The organism is Nocardia cyriacigeorgica, assembly GCF_010868145.1.
In the GTDB taxonomy this organism is placed as follows: Bacteria; Actinomycetota; Actinomycetes; order Mycobacteriales; family Mycobacteriaceae; genus Nocardia; species Nocardia cyriacigeorgica_D.
Window position 1 is genome coordinate 121,819 of sequence record NZ_JAAGUY010000012.1, and the last position, 20,208, is coordinate 142,026.

The following is a 20,208-nucleotide window of genomic DNA, read 5'->3' on the forward strand; positions in this document are numbered from 1 at the left end:
GGGTCCCCGGTCGGGACGGCGTTTCGTCGCGCGGCGCTACCGCAGCGTCGGGCTCCGCTCGGCCACCACTTCGTCGGGTCCGGTGACCGACTCCGGTTCCGCGCGTTGTTCCGCCCGGCGCGCGAACGCGATCCAGCCCAGCATCAGCAGCGCCACCCACACGTAGGCATCACCGACGACGTGCTGGCCGATCGACCAGCTCAGTTCGCGGTCCTCGCCCTGCGGGACCTGCTCATGCGGTGCGTAGTAGAACACCCACGCGATGGCGATCACCGACAGGTAGCAGGCGATCGCGGCGTTGCGGGGCAGCCTGCCCGCGTAGGCGACCATGACCAGCAGACCGGGCGCCACCCACACCCAGTGGTGCGACCAGGAGATCGGCGATACCAGCAAGGCGAGCAGCGCGTTGGCGTACAGCGCCAACGGCGGCACGTCCGCGACCTTGCGCATGATCGCGTAGACCACGACCAGAGCTGCTGCGGCCAATACCAGCCACAGCGCGGTGAACGCGATTCCGGAGATGCCGAAGCGGGCCAGCACGCCCTGGATCGACTGGTTGGTATGGAAGACCGAACCGGACAGCCCGGACATGTTTCCACCGCCGAACCAGTAGTCGAACGACTCGCGCGGCAGCACCGCGAAGGCGAGCGCGGTGACCGTGGCGCCGGTGGCGGCGGCGGTGATGGCGGCCTTGTAGTCCTTGCGGACCAGGAAGTACAGCACGAACGCGGCAGGCGTCAGCTTGATCGCCGCGGCGATGCCGACCAGCACGCCGCGCGGCCATTTGGTCTTCTCGGTGAGGCAGTCGGCCGCGACGAGGCCCATGAGGATCAGGTTCACCTGGCCGAAGTCCAGCGTCGAGACCGTCGGCTCGAGCAGCAACGTCAGCGGCAGCGCGGTCGCCGCCGCCCACCAGCCGAGACCACGGTGCTGCGGCCACATCCTCCTGGCCACCAGGAACAGGGTGAGTGCGAGCGCGGCGACGGAGACCGTGAAGTAGCTGACCACCGCCGCACTCCATGGCAGCAGCGCGAATGGCGACAGCGCCAGGGCCGCGAAGGGCGGATAGATGAACGGCAACCCGATCCCGAACGAGGTCTCGGGCAGCTCGCCGTACATGTCACCGCCGTCGCGGAGAGTGTCGATGCCGATCCGGTAGACCTCGAGGTCGATGAAGCCACGGGAGATGTGGTCCGACAGCCAAAAGGCGACGGCGATCGCGAGCAGCACCGGAATACACCACGGCACTACCCTGGACCAGCGTGTGGGCAACGTAAGCAGACTCCGTGTCATAAAGGATGTGTGTTGTCTCGCCATGGACTCGGCTGGGCGTCGATCCCGGTCGATCCGGCGGCACGGTGTGCTCGGATTCCGACCACCTCCCCACTGCTCGACGACCCCGGCAACCTTACACAAACGCGGCCGATCGATGGGAAGGAGGTGTGTCCGGCCCGCCACAGCGCGACGGGGCCGCGCTCATGGGCGACGAAGGCGCCGAATCCGGGTTGCCGCGGGAGCGAACGGGTCGACGGCCCGCAACCACATCGCTCGGACCTGGGCCGATCATCGCCCGTCCGCATCAGGTCAGCCCGTGCTCGTAGGCGAACGCGGCCGCCGCGGTACGTGAGGTGACATCGAGCTTGGTGAAGATATTGGACAGGTGCCGCGCCACCGTCTTCTCACTGAGCACGAGCGCGGACGCGATCTCGGGATTGCTGCGTCCGGCCGCCACCAGACGCAGCACCTCGAGCTCACGGGCCGACAGGCCACCCGGCGCACGTGGGGTCAGCAGAGCCGACACCTCGCGTTCGGCCGGCGCGGCCCCCAATTCGGCGAAGACGCGGCGCGCGGCCGCGAATTCTGATCGGGCCGAATCCTCATCGCCCAGCGCTCGCAAAGCACGACCGATATCGACCCGGCACCGCGCGGTCTCGTAGGGAGCGCCGAGCTCACTCCAGATGCGGACCGCGTGGCGTAGCTGCGGCACGGCCACAGCGCAGTCGGCGCGTGCGGTCGCGACACACCCGGTGGCCCGCGCCGCCATCGCCCGCAGCGGAGCGCAACCGAAGCTCGCGGCGATCTCCGCCAACTCGGCGCTCAGCGCCGCGGCCTCCTCTGTCTCCCCTGCCGCGAGCAGGATGTCGATCGCCGCGGGCAGTCGCTGGCAGCGATGCACCGGGTCCGCCGCTTCGGCGACCAATCGCCGCACCGCTGCCAACGCAGCGCTGGTACGGCCACGAATCGACCAGAGCAGCGCCAGCCCCGGCTGCGGCTCATGGCCGTAATCGGTCGCCCCGGTGTACGCATCGTCGGCCTCATCGAAGGCTCCGCGAATACGCAGTACGTCACCGCGCTCGGCCAGCGCCAGGCCGGCGGCGGCCGGTGACTGGGCCACGAGATAGCGGCGGACTGCCAGCCCGAACTCCTCCAAGGCGGCGTCGTAAGCGCCGTGCAGCCGCATCAGCTGCCCGCGGTGCACCGCGCATTGGCCGGTGAACAACACCAGGCCGGGCTGGTCGGCGCACCAATTCGTCAACGCCACCGTCCATTGCTCGGCCCGGCCCAGGTCCGAGATCTCCTGGCATCCCTCGATCATCGTGCAGTAGATGTGACCGGCGAACATCGTCGATACGCCACCGGCGGCGATGCACGCCATCGCCTCGTCCATCAGGGCGAGCCCTTCGCGCACCCGCCCGGTGTACAACGCCAGCCTGCCGTGCGCGGACAGACCCATGGCGGTCAACTCGGGGGCGTCGAATCGGCGGCCGTAGTCGGTGACGTTCTCGGCGCATTCGGCCGCGGCCGGGAATTCCCCGGCGAAGACATGCCTCAACATCACGGCCACCAGGATGTAGCCGCGTTCGACCACATCCCCCGGCACCTGGTCGAGCAATCGCCGCGCCCGCCCCACCCAGCCGCCGGAGACCGCCGATTCACCGGCCATCAGCAGGGTCTGTGCCAACCAGAACGCGCATCGCACGGCGGCGAGCCGATTCCCGTCGTCCAATTGCAGCTGGTACGCGCGCTGCATGGCTTGGATGCTGTCGTTGGTGTGGCCGGTCAGATAGGCCGCAGTAGCGAGCCTGGCGAAATCATCGCCGCGTAAGGCGTCGGCGTCCGACTCCGACAGCGCCTCGAACGCCGCCACCCATTCCCGGCGCTCGTAGGCCTCACGAGCCTGTCGCAAGCTGTCGACAACGCTCATCGCGCATCACCTGTTACGGGACAATACGCGCAGTTCGGAGCTGAACACATCCCGTCCCCATCCGGGTGATCTCAGGCCGCTGCCCGTACGGTGGCCGGCGCCTGCGCCCGCGCCGCGATCTTCCGCGCGACATATTCGGCGTCCCGCCCGACGCCGGGGAACACCATGGACGAGAACGCGTACTGGAAACTGAGCCCACAGAAGAACAAGCCCGGCATGTCGTCGACCACACCGCGATACTCCTTCGGCCAGCCGTCGTCGCCGATGACGGGCAAGTCGATCCAATCGAACACCTGACGGAACCCGGTCGCCCACACGACGTTGCGCACATCCACAACCGTGCCGTCGTCCAGTTCCGGGAGTCCGTCGCGAACACCGCGCATCCGGGCGGTATTTCGCCGCACGCCACGCTCGGCCAGATCGGCCCGCTTCACCCGCAACATGGGTCCACCGTGGAAGCGAACCTCCCGCATCACCTTCCGGCCGATCGGAGTGCGGCGAGTGAGTACGTGCCGCCACATGAACACCAGCACCGGTAGCGCGAGCCTGATCGAGCTACGGTCCCAGCGCACCGGAATCTGTCCGCAATCGCGGCCGCAGAGGATGGTTCGGTGGGTGCGGGCCACTTCGTAAGCGATGTCGGTGCCGGAATGGGAGGCGCCCACCACCAATACCGGTCCGGGCGCCAGCTGATCCGGCCTGCGGTACTGGCTCGAATGCAGTTGGGTGATGGCAGGATCCAGGTCGGCGGCGAAATCCGGGACGTAGGGCGAGCGGCCGAAGGTGCCGGTCGCGACGACGACGTTATCGCAGGTGATGGTGTCGGCACCGAGCCGCGCCACGAACCCTCCGCCGGGGCGGGCGGTCAACTGATCGACACCGGTTCGCATGCGCACCGGCAGATCCCAGTGCAGAGCGTACCGCTCCAGGTAGTCGGCCACTTCGTCCTTACCCGGGTAGCTCCACGGATCAGCGGACGGGAACGGCAGGCCGGGCAGCCCGTCGTATTTCGCGGGCGAATACAGGCGCAGCGAGTCGTAATGACGCCGCCAGTTGTCGCCGATGCGTTCGTTGCGGTCGACGATCAGAAATGGCCGCTGTCGCCGTCGCAGCGCGCTCCCGGTCGACAGCCCGGCCTGTCCGGCCCCGATGATGAGTGTCTCGATGTGTTGAGTGGTCATGGTCGCCTCCTGAACCGATGGTTACGAGGCTTCCGACGCTATGGTTCAGACACTGGCTCACGCTTCGGGCGAATTGCCCATTCGGCTGGGCGGGATCTATGCACGTAATCACCCACTTCCGGGCGCTCCCGCGCACCGATTTCCCGCGCCGCAGCACGAGGGGCACGACGGGGATCGAGGGCACCGAGTAGATGCGGGTCTGGTCCAGCCGGCTCTCCGACCGTGTCGGGCGGTGGCTTCCGGCGCTGCTACCCCACGTCGCGGCGCAGCCAGGTGACCTCGGCGCCTTCACTACCGCCACGGTAGACCTCGAGGTCGGTGTCCCATGCGGTACCGAGGGCGCGGTCGAGTTCAGCGGCGAGGTCGTAGCCGGAGTACTTGTCGAGTTCGCGTGCGGTTTGCAGCATTACCCGTAGCCGCATCTCACCGAGGGTGACATCGCCGTTGGCACTGGTGGATCCGTGCCAGAGGCCGAGGGTGGGCACGAAGCTGTAGCGCTCGCCGTCCACGCCCTCGCTTGGGTCCTCGGTGACTTCGAATCTCAGCACGGGCCAGGACCGCAGGGATTGGGCGATGCGCGCGGCGGTGCCGACGGGGCCGACCCAGTCGCTGGTTGCCCGCAGTTGGCCGGAGGCGGCCGGCTGCGCGGTCCAGCGAAGCTTGGCGGGGGCCCCGAGAGCAGAGGCGAGTGCCCATTCGATGTGCGGGCACAGCGCGGCAGGCGACGAGTGGATGTAGACCACACCCGCCGTCGCATCCGCGAACTGACTCGATGCGCGCACCACTGACACCTCCAGCTTCGACGAGGAACGTCTTCCCCAACGGCCCGTCGAACTGGCGTTGCCCGAGTGTACTCGAGTGTCCGGTGTTACACCTGTTACTTAGCGGACGAGTTGCTTCGGCGTGTCGCCTCCGCGATCACCGCATCGCTGAACGGCGGCCATACCCCTCGTGCCCAGTCGCCGAAATTCTCGTCGCTCAAGGCGAGACACGCCAAGCCGACTTCCGGGTCGACCCACAGAAATGTGCCGGATTGCCCGAAATGACCGTAGGTTCGCGGCGAGTTCGCCGAGCCGGTCCAATGCGGGGATTTCCCGTCGCGGATTTCGAATCCGAGTCCCCAGTCGTTGGGCCGTTGCGATCCGAAGCCGGGCAGCACACCGTTGCGGCCGGGGAACTGGACGGTGGTGGCCTCGGTATGGGTCTCGGCCGAGATCAGCTGCGGATTCAATAGTTCCGCGGCGAAGCGGAGCAGGTCAGCCGCGCTGGAACGGCAGGCGTGACCGGCGGATCCGTCCAGCACCGACGACGTCATGCCGAGCGGCACGAAGACGGCATCGCGCAGGTAGTCGTCGAAGGCTATGCCGGTCTGTCCGGCGACGAACTCGGCGAGCACCTCGAATCCGGAGCTGGAGTAGATGCGCCGGGTGCCGGGCTCGGCCATCACGTCGGTGGTGTCGAAGGCGAGCCCGGAGGTGTGGGCCAGCAGATGTCGCACTGTCGAGCCCGGCGGGCCCGCAGGCTGATCGAGTTCGATCGCACCCTCTTCGACCGCGACCAGCACCGCATACGCGGCCAGGGGCTTGGTAACCGAGGCCAATCGGAAGACTCGGTCGGTATCCCCCGCGACGGCGGTGTCACCGCCGCCGAACACCACGCCCGCCGCCGCGTGGCGTACCGGCCAGTCCCTGATCTGCTCGAGTGAACGCACGCAGCAGAGCCTACGAGAACATCGCCGATACGATCGAGTAACCATGAGTGAGCACCCCACGATCCACGGCGAGGTGGAGGCCGGTTTCGGCCCCGTCGCCGACGCGTTCCGCCGCAACTTCTCCCAGCACGGCGAGATCGGCGCCGCCGTCGCGATCTACGCGGGTGAGCGCCCGGTGGTTGACCTGTGGGCCGGGTATCGCGACCGTGAACGCGTGACGCCCTGGGAGCGCGACACCATCGTGCCGGTGTTCTCCTCGACCAAGGGCATGGCGGCGTTCGCGCTGGCGACCGCGGTGTCGCGCGGACTGCTCGACTACGAGCAGCCGGTGGCGAAGTACTGGCCCGAATTCGCCGCTAACGACAAGGACGAGATCACGGTCCGTCAGTTGATCGACCATCAGGCGGGTTTGTCCGGGCTCGATCGCCCGGTGAAGGCCGCCCAGATGGCCGATCTCGACGGGCTGGCCGAGATCCTGGCCGCACAGAAACCCGCATGGCGCTCTGGCACCCGCCACGGCTATCACGCACTGACCCTCGGCCTCTACCAGGGCGAGCTGTTGCGCCGCGTCGATCCACAGGCCCGCACCATCGGACAGTTCTTCGCCGATGAACTCGCGGCGCCGCTCGGGCTGGACTTCTTCATCGGCCTGCCCGCCGAACAGAGCCTTGACCGGGTCGCCATCCTTTCCGCGACCAAGGGCCTGGACATCTTGCGCTACGAACGCGATATCCCGCTGCGTATCGGCGCGGAGGTCTACACCAAACGCGGCCTGTCCTATGCGGCCCTGACCAATCCGCGCTTCGGCGCCCCCGCGCGCGCCACGCGCCGGGAGTTCCTCGACCTCGGAGTGGCCAGCCACGGAGGCGTCGGCTCCGCCCGCGCGCTCGCCTCGATCTACGGCGCTGCCGCGGGCCGCACCGGCACACTGCCCATCGACAACGCAGTACTGGAGCGACTTGCCGCCGCCGACACCGCAGACGATGTGCCAGCCGATGATCTCGTGCTGCACACCAAAAGCCGCTACCACATGGGTTTCCGCAAGTCGCGCGGCGCGTTCCGCTTCGGATCCGATAAACGCGCCTACGGCACCACCGGACTCGGTGGCTCCTTCGGATTCGCCGACCCCAGCACGGGATTCGGCTTCGGCTACGTTATGAACCGCCTCGGGATGGCCGTCCTCGACGACGTTCGCAGCCGCAATCTGCGCGAAGCCCTGCTGCGCTGCGCCTGAACGAACGACGCACAACCATCACCGCTGCGACGGCAGAGGTACGCCTACACTGGGCGGACACACGATTCATCCGCTGCTACCGGCCACGAATCGAGGGATCGCATGACCGCGAAACCGACCACGGTAGACACCTATATCGCCGGATTCCCCGACGACGTCCGTCCGGTCCTGAACGGGCTGCGCGCCACGATCCGTGCGACCCTGCCGGACGCGGAGGAGACCATCCGCTACGACATTCCGACGTACCGGCTCCACGATCACAATGTCGTGCACTTCGCCGGTTGGAAGCATCACATCAGCCTGTATCCGGTCCCGGAGGGCGACGCCGAGCTGACGCGTGCCCTCGCGCGGTATCAGACCGGCAAGGGCACGCTGAAATTCCCGCTCGGCGAGCCGATTCCGGAGGAGTTGATCATCCGGATCGTCGCGCTGCTCGCCGAGCGGTAGCAGGTCAGCGGTCGGCGTCGGTGTACTTGATGATGCCGCGGATGTTCTTGCCGTCGAGCATGTCCTGGTAGCCCTGGTTGATCTCTTCCAGGGAGTAGCTGCGGGTCACCATGTCGTCCAGGTTGAGCTGTCCGGACTTGTACAGCGACAGCAGCCGCGGCGCGTCCTGACGGGCGTTGCCGCCACCGAAGATGCAGCCCTTCACCGTCTTCTGCAGCATGGACAGCAGGAAGCTGTTCATCTTGACTTCGCCTGCGTCCATCCGGCCCATCGAGGTGACGACCAGGGTGCCCGCCTTGCCGGTGAGGATCAGGCCCTCTTCGATGTAGTCGCCGTGCATTTCGCCCATGGTGAGGATGACCTTCTCGGCCATCCGGCCTTCGGTGGCATCCATCAGCGGCATGATCGCCTCGGCCATGCTGGCGTAGGTGTGGGTGGCGCCGAACTTCTGCGCTTGCTCCCGCTTCCACGGGTTGGGGTCGATGGCAACCACTTTGGAGGCGCCCGAGAGCACCGCACCCTGCAGCGCGCTCATGCCGACGCCGCCGATGCCCGCGATGACCACGGTCTCGCCGGGCATCACGTTGGCGACGTGAGTGGAGGAACCGAAACCGGTCGGCACACCGCAACCGACGAGGCAGGCGACCTCGAACGGAATCGACGGATCGATCTTCACCACGGAGGTGTGGTGCACCGTCATGTACGGGGAGAAGGTGCCGAGCAGGCACATCGGGATGACGTTCTCACCCCTGGCCTGGATGCGGTAGGTGCCGTCGCTGATGGCCTGGCCGAGCAGCAGGCCCGCACCGAGGTCGCACAGCGCCATATTGCCCGCGACGCAGGCCGGACAGCGACCACAGGCCGGGATGAACGACAGGATGACGTGGTCGCCGACCTGCAGGTCGCTCGGCACGTTCGGGCCGAGCTTGGTGATCACGCCCGCGCCTTCGTGCCCACCCATGACGGGGAAGCTCGGCATCGGCGTCGCGCCGGTGACGATGTGGTGGTCCGAATGGCACATACCCGCGGTCTCCATGCGGATCTGCACCTCACCGGCGACCGGGTCGCCGATCTCGATCTCTTCCACCGACCACGGCTCGTCGATCCCCCACAGGATCGCGCCCTTCGTCTTCATTCCTGTAGACCTCTCGCGTGCTTCAATGTGACTGCACCCACAGTACGAGAAAAGTGGAACGCGTTCTAGTAGCTAGTGGAAAATTCATCCATGAAGGCGCGCGAGCAGCGCGAACACGTTCTAATATTGGAATCCGTTTTCAGCAGCGGACGTCATGGACGTGGTGCACGAGGTCGCGCAGGAGGTACTGGCATCACTCCATCAGGCCCTGCGCCCGCTCGAACAGTTCGAGGGTGATGGCGTGCAGGAAGTCGCCGACCTGCTTGGGCGCCTTACCCGCGAATGCCCGAGCATGCGTGCCCTCGAGCACGATGCCGAGCTTGAAGCAGGCCAGCACGGTGTACCAGGTGACCGCGCTCAGATCGCGTTCGGAGAACTTCGCATAATGGGCGATCATCTCCTCAGGAGTCGGCAGGCCACCGACCGCACCGAGCTTGCCGACCAGGGCCGCACCGGTGGTGCCCGGCACCGGCCTGGTGGCGATCTGCCAGCCCAGATCGAGCAGCGGATCGCCGATGGTCGACATCTCCCAGTCGACCATGGCAGCGACCTCGGGACCGTCGTAGGAGAACATCATGTTCGCCAGGTGACAGTCGCCGTGCAGGATGCCGGGCGTCCACTGCGCCGGACGATTGCGGTCCAACCACTCCCCGACCCGCTCGACGCCGGGAATCTCCGGCCCCGGGTACCCCTCGTTCGTGGAATACGACTCGAGCTCGCCCATCCAACGTGGAACCTGACGCTCCAGGAAGCCGTCCGGCTTTCCGTAATCGGTGAGTCCGAGCGCCTGATAGTCCAGCGATCCGAGCCGAGCGATCGCCTCGACGGCCGACAACCCCATCTGCCGCCGGACCTCGGGATCGCTCGCGTGCAGTTCGGGCAGCTCGTTCTGAGGGTTGAATCCGGTGATGGGCTCCATCAGGTAGAAGACGGCGCCGAGCACCGATTCGTCGGTGCATGCGGCGATCACGCGCGGCGCCTTGACTTCGGTGTCACCAAGGGCGGCGAGGAGCCTGGCCTCACGCCGGATGACGTCGTTGCTCTTGGCGCGCAGATGCTTCGGCCCGCGGCGCAGGACGTAGTCGCGGCCGCCGCGGGTGAAACGCAGCATGATGTTCTGGGTGCCACCACCGAGCTCGGTGACGTCTTCGAACTCCCCCTCTGGCAGGCCCTGTTCGGTCATCCAGTTTCCGACCACGGCGAAATCGACGACCTCGCGGTCCACACCGACCGGTTGCGCTACAGACATGACCCACATTCTGCACCACCGCGGGACCAAATCTGAAGGCACCCGACCACAGTTGACGGACCGGGTCGCAGCGTAGGGTTCGCAGCACCATGCGCACGCTGTTGATCGACAATTACGACTCGTTCACCTACAACCTGTATCAGCTGATCAGCGAGGTATATGGGACCGAGCCGACCGTCGTGCGCAACGACGAGGCGCGTGCGGTGCGGCAGTTGCGCCTCGACCGATTCGACAACATCGTCATCTCGCCAGGGCCTGGCCGGCCCGACGTGGCGCGCGACGTCGGAATCTCTGCCGCGATCATCCGGGAAACCGACTTGCCGCTGCTCGGCGTCTGCCTCGGCCATCAGGCGATCGTGGTGGACGCGGGTGGCGTGGTGGATACGGCGCCGGTCGCGCGGCACGGCTACCTGGACCGGATCGAACACGACGGCATCGGCTTGTTCACGGGGCTGCCGCAGCAGTTCACCGCCGTGCGCTACCACTCGCTGTGTGCGCCACGACCACTGCCGGATGCGCTCGAGGTGACCGCGCGAGCCTCCGACGGCGTCGTCATGGGGATCCGCCATCGCAGCCGACCTCAGTGGGGCGTGCAGTTCCACCCGGAGTCGATAGCCAGCGAGTACGGTGCCGCGATCCTCACCAACTTCGCGGAGTTGACGGCGGCGCAACGAGATCGGGGGGCGCGACGCGCCTTCGCTTCAACGGGGGTGCGATCAGCTGCCGGCCGCCCGGCGATCGACCTCTCCACGGGCAGGGCCATCACCTCGTCCGACGCCGGCTCGGCCGGCGCGCCGACTGCGTCCCCGCCATGGAACGGCGACACCGCGTCTGTGGGTACCGACGCGCAGACCAGCGGCACCCCGGGTGCGGATACAGACCGGCCGACGATCAGCGATCCAGCAGTGTCGGCGGTGGGCTCGAGCGAGCACGCCCGCACCGCATCGAGGGGGTCGACGGGCCCGGCCGGCGCGTTACGACTCGAGCATCTGGTGATCGAGCGGGCGGTGGATACCGAGTCGGTGTTCCTACGGTTGTACGGGGATTCGCAGACCGCGTTCTGGCTCGACAGTGAGCATGTCGAGCCGGGACTGGATCGGTTCTCGTTCCTCGGCGATGCGAGCGGGCCGCTGGCGGAGGTGGTGCGGTATCGGGTGGGGGCCGGCGTCGTCACGGTGACCGGCGCCGCGGGTGAACGCACGGTGCCGGGCCGGATCCTGGACTACCTCGATACGCAGCTGCGCTCCCGGCGGATCGAATTACCTGAGCTGCCTTTCGATTTCACCGGCGGATACGTTGGCTACCTCGGCTACGAGGTGAAGGCCGAGTGCGGCGCCGTGGCCGCCCATCGCGCCGAGGCGCCGGACGCGCAATGGATTTTCGCGGACCGGATAGTGGTGGTTGATCACGAGGCCGGACGCACCCACCTGCTCGCGCTCTCGGATTCGGCGGCCACCGACTCCGCCGCGGAGTGGTTACGCATGACCTCCGAACTGCTGGAATCGCTACCCACCTGGGCCAATCCGCCCGAACTCAGGATCGAGGCCGAAACCGATGCAGTCGCGGCGACACTCGGGCGAGGCCGTGAGCGCTATCTGATCGACATCGCCATCTGCCAGGACGCGCTGCGGGCGGGCGAGTCCTATGAGATCTGCCTGACCGATACCGCCACCGTGCCCGCCATCGCCGACGGACTCGACGTCTACCGGACGCTGCGCCGCTGCAATCCGGCCCCGTACGCCGCGTATCTGCGGTTCGGCGACCTCGAGATCGCCTGCTCCTCACCAGAACGCTTCCTGAAGATCGACCGCCACCGCACCGTGGAGAGCAAACCGATCAAGGGCACGGCGCCGCGCGGAGCCACCCCAGCCGAGGACGAACGGCTGTGCCGTGAACTCGCCGCCAGCCCCAAGACCAGGGCCGAGAACCTGATGATCGTCGATCTGCTGCGCAACGACCTCGGCCGGGTCTGCGAGATCGGCAGCGTGCACGTGCCGAGGCTGATGGCGACCGAAACGTATTCGACTCTGCACCAACTGGTGTCGACCGTGCGCGGCACCCTTCGTTCCGAAGCGGGCGTGATCGACTGTGTACGTGCGTGTTTCCCCGGCGGTTCGATGACCGGCGCACCGAAGCTGCGCACCATGGAGATCATCGATGAGCTGGAAACGACAGCCCGCGGCGTCTATTCGGGCACCATCGGTTTCCTCGGCCTCGGTGGCACCGCCGACCTCAATATCGTCATCCGCACCGCGGTCCGCCACAACGGCCGCTGGCAGATCGGCGCGGGCGGGGCGATCGTACTGGACTCGGTGCCGGAGGACGAGTACGAGGAGATGGTTCTCAAGGCCGCCGCCACCCATCGCGCCATCACCGCTTCGGCGCCCGCGCCACGCGCCTCAGCCGCAATGGCCTGAGCTACTCAGATCTCGATCTCCGAGTGATCGCACGCGGACCGCTCGGACACCGCTTACCGGCGTTTGGAGTCGCGCGAGCGCGAGCCGCGGTCCGGCTGGTCGGGTTCAGCGGATTCCTCACCGCGACCTGCGAGGCGCCCGAGCATGCTCACCCCGGGCAGTTTCGACAGCGCGCCGAACAGGTCCTCACCGAGGGAGATCATCGCTTCCAACCGAGGCAGCAGCCGGTCGTAGGCGGCGAAGGCCGGATCGGCCAAAGCGAGAGTGCGGTCGAGGCGGTCGATCGTGGAGTTGAGGCGGTCGATGGCAGTGGACAGGTTGTCGAGCAGATCGGGCAATTGAGAGGCCAGCTGGGCCGAGGCCGGCGGCAGACGTACCGCCGCGTCGAAGGAGTAGCCCGCGGTCAGCCGCGCGGCATCCAGCGCCTGACCCGCGGCGGTCTGCGCCGCTTCCACTGCGGACTGGGCGGCGGCCAGGACGTCACCCGGGTTGGGCACCTTCCGCGATCCGGGCGCTCGCCCCGGCGGCTGCTTGCCCGCATCCTTCGGATTCGTCATAGCACCACTGTGCCGCAACCTGGGCCGATGCGACAGGATTGCGAGCACCGGATCAGACGGTGTCGCCACCGCCGCGGAGTAGGCATTCCCGGCACCGACCGGCCTCCCGCTGCCGACGGACAGCCGTGGCGAGGGTGTCGGAGCCTCGTGGCATAGTTCGACAACGATGAAACTCAGCAAGGGCGCGAACGCGCCGGTACCGACTTCGCTTCTAGCCGTGGTTGTTTCATGGCGTTCGGAGCACGCGGTGGACGCGCACGCGCTGCTGCTCACGGATTCGGGCACGGTGCGCACAGATCGTGATCTGGTCTTCTACAACGCGCCCAGGCATATCTCCCAGGCCGTCGCCCTCGATCAGGACCCCGCGGCGGGGACGGCACGGCTGAGTGTGTCGTTGCCGCGCACCGAGGCCGAGGTCGCGCGGATCGTCGTCTCCGGATCGGTGGACGACGCGAGCTTCGCCGATATCGCCGGCCTCACCGTCACCGTGCTCGATGCCGACGGCCCGATCGCCGCGTTCGAGGTCGACGGCTCGGAAGCTGTGGCGGCAATGATGTTCGGCGAGTTCTACCGGCGCGACGGCCAGTGGCGTTTCCGTGCCGTCGGGCAGGGCTGGGAGTCGGGCATGGCCGGACTGATCACCGAGTTCGGCGTCGTCGTCGACGAACCGGGTGCCCCCGCATCGGCACCACCCGCACGCGACGTCTCGCCCACCCAATACCTCGACGGCAACCTCTCCCCGACGCAACCTGCCCCCGGAAACGTCCTCACCCATGAGCGCGCACGCACAGCCCCGACGCTGACCTTGCGCCGCGACATCGCCCCGGAACTTCCCACCGAGCCCCCGGCACCGCCGGACCCCGACCGCGCCGACTGGCATCCCGACCCGCGCGACAGCACGAGGCTGCACTGGTGGGACGGCACCCGCTGGACCGGCGACACACGCCCGCGGCTGCCCGCGCACCCGCATATCTGCGACCGATGCGGAAACAGCAGACGGCGCAAGATCTTCGGCGGACATCACTCCTGCCGCTTCTGCGCCGACCAGATCGAGGAGTACCTCACCCACTGGCACACCCAGGTCTGGCGGGTGTTGTCCAATTCCGGACCGCAGGGCCCGGAGTGGGCGGCGCTGTGGGCATCGTTGCGATATCAGCGCATCGACGAGAACGCCGGTCACGCCTCGCTACGGCCGCTGGCGCTGCATCATGTCGAACGGATGGTGGCCTTCGCCATGGCCGACGGACAGATCGAGGGCCCGGAGTTCGAGCGCTTCAAACAGACCATCGCCGAACTCGAGCTGAGTGGCCCGCAGATCGACGATCTGCATCGCCGCATGCACCGCGGCCGCACCCTCACTCGGCTGCGCACCGGCGATCTGCCGACGGTCCGCACCCCCGGCCTGCACCTGGACCCCGAGGAGCGGGTGCACTTCGATGCGGGCGCGACGCAGGTCCGGCTCCTGGTCAAGGGACCCAAGTACACCGACGGGCGGTTGATCGTCAGCAATAAGAAGCTGCGGTTCGTCGGCTCGGACTCCGGTATCGAGATGCCGTGGTCGCGCATTGTCTCGGTCGCCATCGAGCCCGATGAGCAGTCCGGGGCCGATACCGTCGTGATCGCCGCGACCTCAGCGCGCGGCGGTGCTCGCTTCTCCGTCGACGACCCGCATTACGTCGCCGCCGCCGTCGAGGGGGCGCTCAGGGTAGCCAAACGACTTGCCCTCACCCCCGGTCAGCGTGACACCCGCAGCATCCCGCAGGAGGTGAAAGCGGAGGTGTGGCAACGCGACGGCGGAAAATGCGTCGAATGCGGTGACGGCCACTATCTCGAATTCGACCACATCATCCCGCTCAGCCGCGGCGGCGCCACCAGCGCGGCCAACCTGCAGATCCTGTGCCGGGCCTGTAACCGCGCGAAGGGCGCACGTATCTGAGCGATCAGCCAGGGATGAACCCGGCGGAGCGGCCGAGGTCGGCCAGCATGGTGTCGAACAAGATCTCCGGATTCGACAGCGGCACCGGATAGTTGCCGAACACCTCGAGCGTGACATGCCCGTAGAGCCGCGCCCAGATCTGGATCATCAAATAGGTGACGCCGAGATCGATGCGGTCGGCGGCGACGGGCTGGCCCGCCTCGGCGAGCGCGGCCAGCAGTTCGGCCTGGAAGCGCTGCAGATCCGCGCGCAGCTCGGCGGGGATGTCGTCGGCCGGCGGGGTGATGACCTCGTAGGTGGCCAGCAGCCTGCCCGCCGCGGCGAGGAAGATCCGGCCGAACGGTTCGTCGAATCCGCGCATACCGCGACCGCCGCTACCCGGCGAGGCGAACACCAGCGTGAATTCCGTGGTGTGTGCCAGCGCCCAATGCCGGAATCCCTGGCAGATGGCGAGGAATTGGACCGCGCCGTCGTCGGGCAACTCGGCGATCCGGTCCGACAGTTCGGCCGCCAGATCGGCGCAGATGTCCAGCCGCAGGCTTTCCAGCAGGTCGTCGAGGGACCGGTAGTACCGGTACAGCGCGGGAGCGGTGACGCCGAGTGAACGTGCGATCGCGCGCAGGGTGACCGCATCCGTGCCGTGCTCGACCAGCAGCGTGCGCGCGGCGCGGCGGATATCGGCATCGGTGATCACCGGCGCGCGGCCGCGCGTCGTCGGGTGGCTGATCCGCAGGTTCAAGCGAGACCGGCTTTCCCGCGTATCGCGTCGGCGATCGTTGTGGTCACGGCTGTCTCCTGCGGGTGCGGGCATCCGCCCTCGAGTATTCGGGTCCGATAAGGAGATGAAACCACATCCGGCACCGAGTGAACACCGTTTAGTAATGTCCGTTAACTCAGCTCACACCGCGGGTGGCGCACCGCGTTCGCTCATCCGGCGACGACACCCGATCCGCCAAGGAGATCCGATCAGGTCACCGGTTCGAGCGGCGGTGGCGCCCACCCACCGGTGAGCGCCGCTTCACGCGGTGCGTACATGCGCAGCACCAGGGAGAACTGACCCGCCGGGGGAATCGGCAGCCAATTGCCCGTTGGCACCGTGGAGCCGGGATCGGCATATTGGACCGCGAGTTCGAGCGTGCCGTCGGGCTGGTACACCACCGGGACCTGATGGCCGATGGAGTAGATCTCGGCCGGGTTGGCGACCAGATGCCCGTTGGCGCCGTAGGCGGTGAGTGACCAGAAGGCATCGACCGGCGGCGTCTGCCCGGGCGGGAAACGCAGCCGGAACGGGATCGGCGCGCCATTACCGCCCGCGTCACCGAACAGCGTCGGATACATCGCGTCCTCAGCGAGGTTGGCGCCGAGACCGCGGTGCGCCGTGCTGGCCCGTAGCAGGTAGTTGGTGCCGTACCGACCGATATCGGCATTGATCACCCAGCCGTTCTCGATCCTGGCGAGGGGATCCAGATACACCGCGAGCTGTCGCTTGGCGTTGTCCGCGCCCGCGGTCAGCTCTTCGGTGCTGATGCCACGGGGCCGGCCGCCCGGAGTGATGCCGATGGTTGCGAATCGGTCGAGTGCCGGAGCGTCCTCAGGGGCAGGGGGATTGTCGACCATCAGTGCGCACATCCGGTCGAAGAAGGTGCGCGCGGGCATCTGCGCCACCGCCTCGACAGGCGGTTCCGGCAATTCCACCGGGCCGTCGGGGTCCGCGGGCCGCTCTTGCTCGTCGGCGAGGGGCCACGAACTCAGCGGGGCCAGTTTCAGCTGGGACTGGATGGCGCGGACGGCGGGCACATCGTCACGACCGTCGACCTGGATTCGGCCGAGCAGCCACACCATCCGGGTCGTCATTGGCAGCGCCCGCATCCCTTCGGGCACGGTGCCCGACCAACCAGGTCCGGTGATCAGATAGGTGTAGGGCGCTGCCGTCGTCTCGGCCTGTGGGCGCACGCTGCTCGGGCTGTGCACGGCGTTGGTCCAGGCGTCGAGCAATTGCATGATCCAGTAGCGGTTCGGCTCGATCTCGGGCACTTGCAGCACCATCGGCTCGTCACGCAGGTCAAGCCATGCCGACGAATACAGGTAGTCGAGACCGACACGACGCGTGCCGCGCGTGCTCGGCACCGGAAGATCGGCGGCATGCTGAAACTTGTTGTTATCGGCACCGGCGGTCAGCGCCTCACGGTTGACATCCATCAACACGAGCGGGTAGCCGAAGATGTAGGCGTCGGTGGCCACCTCCGTACGGTCTTCCGCCGAGCCGGAGGGCGTGACCGAGCCGTTGTCGCCGGATTCGCCGCAGGCTGCCAGACCCGCGGCGGCAACCACCGCCCCGAGCACGGCACGACGGGAAAACGCCGGTCGCCCATCGGATGCCGATCCCGGTGACGCCGGGCCAGAAGCGTACGTCGGTGCGGTGCGACTCATCGCCGAACTCCCTGCTTTCCGATCTGGCCGACAGGAGTGGAGAGATACGCGACGAAGTATAGCTATGGGGTTGCCGACGCTCGCCGGCATCAGGGACTCAGGTGTTGAGTACGGTGTCCATGATCGTGCCGGCGCTTGTGGCGACGGTACCGCCGATCAGGGCGCCCGCAATCATTTTCGGTGATTGCAACGCCCCGCCGCTCCACTTCTCCCAGGCGAAACGCCCACCCGCGTAGATGATGCTGATGGTGCCCGAGAGTTTCGCCAGCCAGGTGCCGTACCCGAGAAACTGCTCCACCTTGTCGGCCAGCGGCGGCGGCTCCGGTGTCGGGTTACCGACCTGCGCGAGCGTCGTGACAGTGTCTGCGAATGCCGTCGAGATGATGCTCACGTCCATACCCTCTCTCATACAACCGAACCGATGGAGCCACACTCGGCGGATGTAAGGCGTTACGCACCAAGCGAATCGACGCGTTCGGCGGTGGCCCCCGCGCGTCCCCATCATCCCGGACCCCGGTCTGCTACCGCAAGTGTTGTCGCACACCGGGTTTGACGGTATGCCCAACCGGAAAACACCACGTCAGGGTCACGTGACTGCGATCGGCCGGATGACCGGATACGATTTCACCGAAGAGTTCCCGCCCCACCCCGAACCAGAGTGAGCAGCGAGATGATCCTGGCCGCCGTATACGACACCGTCGCCCAAATCGGCAACCCCACACCCGAAGCGCCACCGATGTCGGACAAGATTCTCCAACTCGTCCGCTACCTGACCTGGTTCGTACTGCTGTCCGGGGTCTGCGGCATCATCTACGCGGGCGGCCGATTCGCCTGGGAGAAGTGGACCGGAGGTGGTCTCCAATCCCCGAAGATGGTCGCGGGCGCCATGATCGGCGGTGCGGTCGCTACCAGTGCGGGCACCATCATGAACGCCGTCATCGGCTGACCGTTCGCCGCAGGACACGATGCCTGCCGCGGTAGCCGCACCCAGCAGTCCGACGGACCCCAGCAAGACACGCACCGTGCGCGGACCCGCGAGGTCCGGCGGCGGGTGAGCTTGACCTTCCAGTTGGTTGAGGGCCGATGATGGCCGGGTGAATGCGGACAGGCGATTGATCACCATCGGGGTGCTGGCCCGCGCGTGCGGATTGACTCCCAGCGCGCTGCGGTTCTACGGCGACTGCGGTCTGCTCATCCCGGCCGAGGTCGACGCGGCCACCGGATACCGGTACTACACCGATGACCAGCGTGAGCGGGCGGTGCTCATCCGCAAGCTGCGCGATATCGACATCGGTCTAGATACCGTCGCCGCGATACTTGCCGCAGAGCCGGGCGAGGCCGCACGTCTGCTCGACGAACACGTGGACGCCATGACGCGACGTGCGCACGATGCCGCCGCGATCAAATCCGAACTGACGGCGCTGCCACGGGTTTCCCTGCCGGGTGCATTGCTGGCAGCCGCGATCACTCGAGTCGGCTCGGCGGTCGCCACCGACGGTGAGCTCCGCGCGCTCACCGGCATCTTCGTAGAGGCCGGCCGCGATGCCGTCGTCCTCACCGCCACCGATCGGTACCGGCTGACCACCCGCACGCTGGTACCGCGTTCGTGGTCAGGTGAGAGCTGGTCGCGGGTGGTCGATGCGGCCGCATTGGCGCACGTGGTGGCGTGGCTGGCCGAACAGGATGAGGCACTGCTGATCCCGCAGGCCGACGTCATTCGGCTGAGCAGCGGCGGGACCATCCACCTCTGCGCGACGCTCGACGAACGGTATCCGGACTACCGCGCAATGCTGTCGGACCTGGCGCCGGTGCGGACTCGAGTGGTGGTGCAGCGCCATGAGCTGATCGAAGCCATCGACTCCGGCGAGGGCCTGTTGCACCTCTCGATCGGCGCGGATGAAGTCACCGTCACCGACTCCGACAACGTAGCTCGCGACCCCGGCTACGCCCCGGTGGCCGGCCCTGGGCCGACCATCCGGGCCGCAGTGACAGGGCCGGACACGGTCATGGCCTTTTCCCGCGCCACCCTTCGTCCCGCCATCGCCACCGCCGTCGGCCCCGACATCATGCTCGACATCGCGGCGCCCGACGTGCCCGTCGTCATCCGCTCCGCCACCGACGGAGACCTCACCACCCTCGCCATGCCAACCCGGCTCCCCACCGACTCCGAGGAGAATCCCGCATGACCGCGACCGACCCGACCATGACCGCCATCACCGACGCCGTGACCCGCGGCCGCGCGGGCGACGGTGACGGCGCGCGCATCGCCCTTACCGACCTGTGGGCCGGCATCGGCCCGCACGGCGACCCATTCCACCGCTGCACCCTCGCCCACTACCTCGCCGACCTGCACGACGATCCCGCACAGGCGCTGGCCTGGGATATCCGCGCCCTGGACGCCGCGGAGGCCCTCACCGACTCCCGCGCCCGGGAATTCGACGACTCCCTCGACGTCCGCGGATTCTTCCCCTCCCTGCACCTGAACCTCGCCGACAACTACCGCCGCCTCGCATCCTTCGACGCAGCGCGACAGCAGGTCGACGCCGCGCGCCGTCACCTGCACGCGCTCCCGGACGACGCCTATGGCGCCATGATCCGCACGGCCCTCGACGAGGTGGAAGCGTCGATCAGCAGCGGCACCACGGCGCGACGTGAGTCCGCCCCAACCGGCAGGCCCGTCGATGCGGCGTCGACCACGTAGCGGTT

General features: G+C 67.5%; 18 protein-coding genes. 7 read left to right on the forward strand and 11 right to left on the reverse strand.

Annotation, left to right across the window (positions count from 1 at the left end; translation table 11 throughout):
- Nucleotides 1–36: 36 nt before the first annotated feature.
- From GV792_RS16265 to GV792_RS16285, 5 genes are all read right to left on the reverse strand, one after another.
- Nucleotides 37–1,230 carry a glycosyltransferase family 87 protein gene (locus GV792_RS16265; protein WP_309138623.1) on the reverse strand — a complete coding sequence of 398 codons (1,194 nt, stop codon included), beginning with the start codon at nt 1,228–1,230 and terminating at the stop codon, nt 37–39.
- Between the two features lie 349 nt (nt 1,231–1,579).
- Complete coding sequence (locus GV792_RS16270; protein ID WP_163824958.1) at nt 1,580–3,205, reverse strand: helix-turn-helix transcriptional regulator; 1,626 nt, start codon at nt 3,203–3,205, stop codon at nt 1,580–1,582.
- 71 nt (nt 3,206–3,276) lie between these two features.
- Entirely contained in the window at nt 3,277–4,386 is a 1,110-nt protein-coding gene (locus GV792_RS16275; RefSeq protein ID WP_163824959.1) for a flavin-containing monooxygenase, read from the reverse strand.
- A 248-nt stretch (nt 4,387–4,634) separates the two neighbouring features.
- The gene (locus GV792_RS16280) at nt 4,635–5,168 is read right to left on the reverse strand and encodes a DUF3145 domain-containing protein (protein ID WP_163824960.1); all 534 of its coding nucleotides are present in this window, start codon (nt 5,166–5,168) and stop codon (nt 4,635–4,637) included.
- Between the two features lie 95 nt (nt 5,169–5,263).
- Nucleotides 5,264–6,097 (reverse strand): serine hydrolase domain-containing protein, encoded by an 834-nt coding sequence (locus GV792_RS16285; protein ID WP_163824961.1) that lies wholly within the window; start codon nt 6,095–6,097, stop codon nt 5,264–5,266.
- A gap of 43 nt (nt 6,098–6,140) precedes the next feature.
- Here GV792_RS16285 and GV792_RS16290 point away from each other — a divergent pair, with 43 nt between their 5' ends.
- Together GV792_RS16290 and GV792_RS16295 are read left to right on the forward strand one after the other, a co-directional pair.
- The gene (locus GV792_RS16290) at nt 6,141–7,331 is read left to right on the forward strand and encodes a serine hydrolase domain-containing protein (protein WP_163824962.1); all 1,191 of its coding nucleotides are present in this window, start codon (nt 6,141–6,143) and stop codon (nt 7,329–7,331) included.
- Between the two features lie 102 nt (nt 7,332–7,433).
- Nucleotides 7,434–7,778 carry an iron chaperone gene (locus GV792_RS16295; protein WP_163824963.1) on the forward strand — a complete coding sequence of 115 codons (345 nt, stop codon included), beginning with the start codon at nt 7,434–7,436 and terminating at the stop codon, nt 7,776–7,778.
- 4 nt (nt 7,779–7,782) lie between these two features.
- Here GV792_RS16295 and GV792_RS16300 read toward each other — a convergent pair whose 3' ends face one another.
- Entirely contained in the window at nt 7,783–8,913 is a 1,131-nt protein-coding gene (locus GV792_RS16300) for an NDMA-dependent alcohol dehydrogenase (protein ID WP_163824964.1), read from the reverse strand.
- 193 nt (nt 8,914–9,106) lie between these two features.
- Nucleotides 9,107–10,162 carry a phosphotransferase family protein gene (locus GV792_RS16305; protein WP_256673828.1) on the reverse strand — a complete coding sequence of 352 codons (1,056 nt, stop codon included), beginning with the start codon at nt 10,160–10,162 and terminating at the stop codon, nt 9,107–9,109.
- Nucleotides 10,163–10,251: 89 nt separating this feature from the next.
- Between GV792_RS16305 and pabB the strand changes: the two genes are divergently transcribed.
- A complete protein-coding gene (gene pabB / locus GV792_RS16310) occupies nt 10,252–12,579 on the forward strand; it encodes an aminodeoxychorismate synthase component I (RefSeq protein ID WP_163824966.1) in 2,328 nt (775 codons plus the stop codon).
- A 53-nt stretch (nt 12,580–12,632) separates the two neighbouring features.
- On the opposite strand, the gene GV792_RS16315 is transcribed toward pabB, so the two are convergent.
- Nucleotides 12,633–13,136, reverse strand: a complete 504-nt coding sequence (locus GV792_RS16315; protein WP_163824967.1) for a hypothetical protein — start codon at nt 13,134–13,136, stop codon at nt 12,633–12,635.
- Between the two features lie 166 nt (nt 13,137–13,302).
- Here GV792_RS16315 and GV792_RS16320 point away from each other — a divergent pair, with 166 nt between their 5' ends.
- Entirely contained in the window at nt 13,303–15,072 is a 1,770-nt protein-coding gene (locus tag GV792_RS16320; RefSeq protein ID WP_163824968.1) for a TerD family protein, read from the forward strand.
- A gap of 4 nt (nt 15,073–15,076) precedes the next feature.
- Here the strand turns inward: GV792_RS16320 and GV792_RS16325 are convergent, their stop codons facing one another.
- The 3 genes from GV792_RS16325 to GV792_RS16335 form a co-directional block, all read right to left on the reverse strand.
- Nucleotides 15,077–15,811, reverse strand: a complete 735-nt coding sequence (locus tag GV792_RS16325; protein WP_175584422.1) for a TetR/AcrR family transcriptional regulator — start codon at nt 15,809–15,811, stop codon at nt 15,077–15,079.
- 227 nt (nt 15,812–16,038) lie between these two features.
- Entirely contained in the window at nt 16,039–17,502 is a 1,464-nt protein-coding gene (locus GV792_RS16330; protein WP_175584423.1) for a DUF1254 domain-containing protein, read from the reverse strand.
- 97 nt (nt 17,503–17,599) lie between these two features.
- Entirely contained in the window at nt 17,600–17,899 is a 300-nt protein-coding gene (locus tag GV792_RS16335) for a hypothetical protein (protein ID WP_163824969.1), read from the reverse strand.
- A gap of 273 nt (nt 17,900–18,172) precedes the next feature.
- Here GV792_RS16335 and GV792_RS16340 point away from each other — a divergent pair, with 273 nt between their 5' ends.
- From GV792_RS16340 to GV792_RS16350, 3 genes are all read left to right on the forward strand, one after another.
- Entirely contained in the window at nt 18,173–18,448 is a 276-nt protein-coding gene (locus tag GV792_RS16340; RefSeq protein ID WP_163825018.1) for a hypothetical protein, read from the forward strand.
- 148 nt (nt 18,449–18,596) lie between these two features.
- Entirely contained in the window at nt 18,597–19,688 is a 1,092-nt protein-coding gene (locus tag GV792_RS16345; RefSeq protein WP_163824970.1) for a DNA polymerase III subunit beta family protein, read from the forward strand.
- On the forward strand, nt 19,685–20,203 hold the full coding sequence (locus GV792_RS16350) for a hypothetical protein (RefSeq protein WP_163824971.1): 519 nt from the start codon (nt 19,685–19,687) through the stop codon (nt 20,201–20,203). The genes GV792_RS16345 and GV792_RS16350 overlap by 4 nt, the downstream gene beginning before the upstream one ends.
- Nucleotides 20,204–20,208: the final 5 nt, after the last annotated feature.

Coding starts and splice junctions, on each gene's coding strand:
- GV792_RS16270 (WP_163824958.1), bottom strand. CDS start 3,205: ATGAGCGTTGTCGACAGCTTGCGACAGGCTCGTGAGGCCTACGAGCGC.
- GV792_RS16275 (WP_163824959.1), bottom strand. CDS start 4,386: ATGACCACTCAACACATCGAGACACTCATCATCGGGGCCGGACAGGCC.
- GV792_RS16290 (WP_163824962.1), top strand. CDS start 6,141: ATGAGTGAGCACCCCACGATCCACGGCGAGGTGGAGGCCGGTTTCGGC.
- GV792_RS16295 (WP_163824963.1), top strand. CDS start 7,434: ATGACCGCGAAACCGACCACGGTAGACACCTATATCGCCGGATTCCCC.
- GV792_RS16300 (WP_163824964.1), bottom strand. CDS start 8,913: ATGAAGACGAAGGGCGCGATCCTGTGGGGGATCGACGAGCCGTGGTCG.
- GV792_RS16305 (WP_256673828.1), bottom strand. CDS start 10,162: ATGTCTGTAGCGCAACCGGTCGGTGTGGACCGCGAGGTCGTCGATTTC.
- pabB (WP_163824966.1), top strand. CDS start 10,252: ATGCGCACGCTGTTGATCGACAATTACGACTCGTTCACCTACAACCTG.
- GV792_RS16315 (WP_163824967.1), bottom strand. CDS start 13,136: ATGACGAATCCGAAGGATGCGGGCAAGCAGCCGCCGGGGCGAGCGCCC.
- GV792_RS16320 (WP_163824968.1), top strand. CDS start 13,303: ATGAAACTCAGCAAGGGCGCGAACGCGCCGGTACCGACTTCGCTTCTA.
- GV792_RS16330 (WP_175584423.1), bottom strand. CDS start 17,502: ATGAGTCGCACCGCACCGACGTACGCTTCTGGCCCGGCGTCACCGGGA.
- GV792_RS16335 (WP_163824969.1), bottom strand. CDS start 17,899: ATGGACGTGAGCATCATCTCGACGGCATTCGCAGACACTGTCACGACG.
- GV792_RS16340 (WP_163825018.1), top strand. CDS start 18,173: ATGATCCTGGCCGCCGTATACGACACCGTCGCCCAAATCGGCAACCCC.
- GV792_RS16350 (WP_163824971.1), top strand. CDS start 19,685: ATGACCGCGACCGACCCGACCATGACCGCCATCACCGACGCCGTGACC.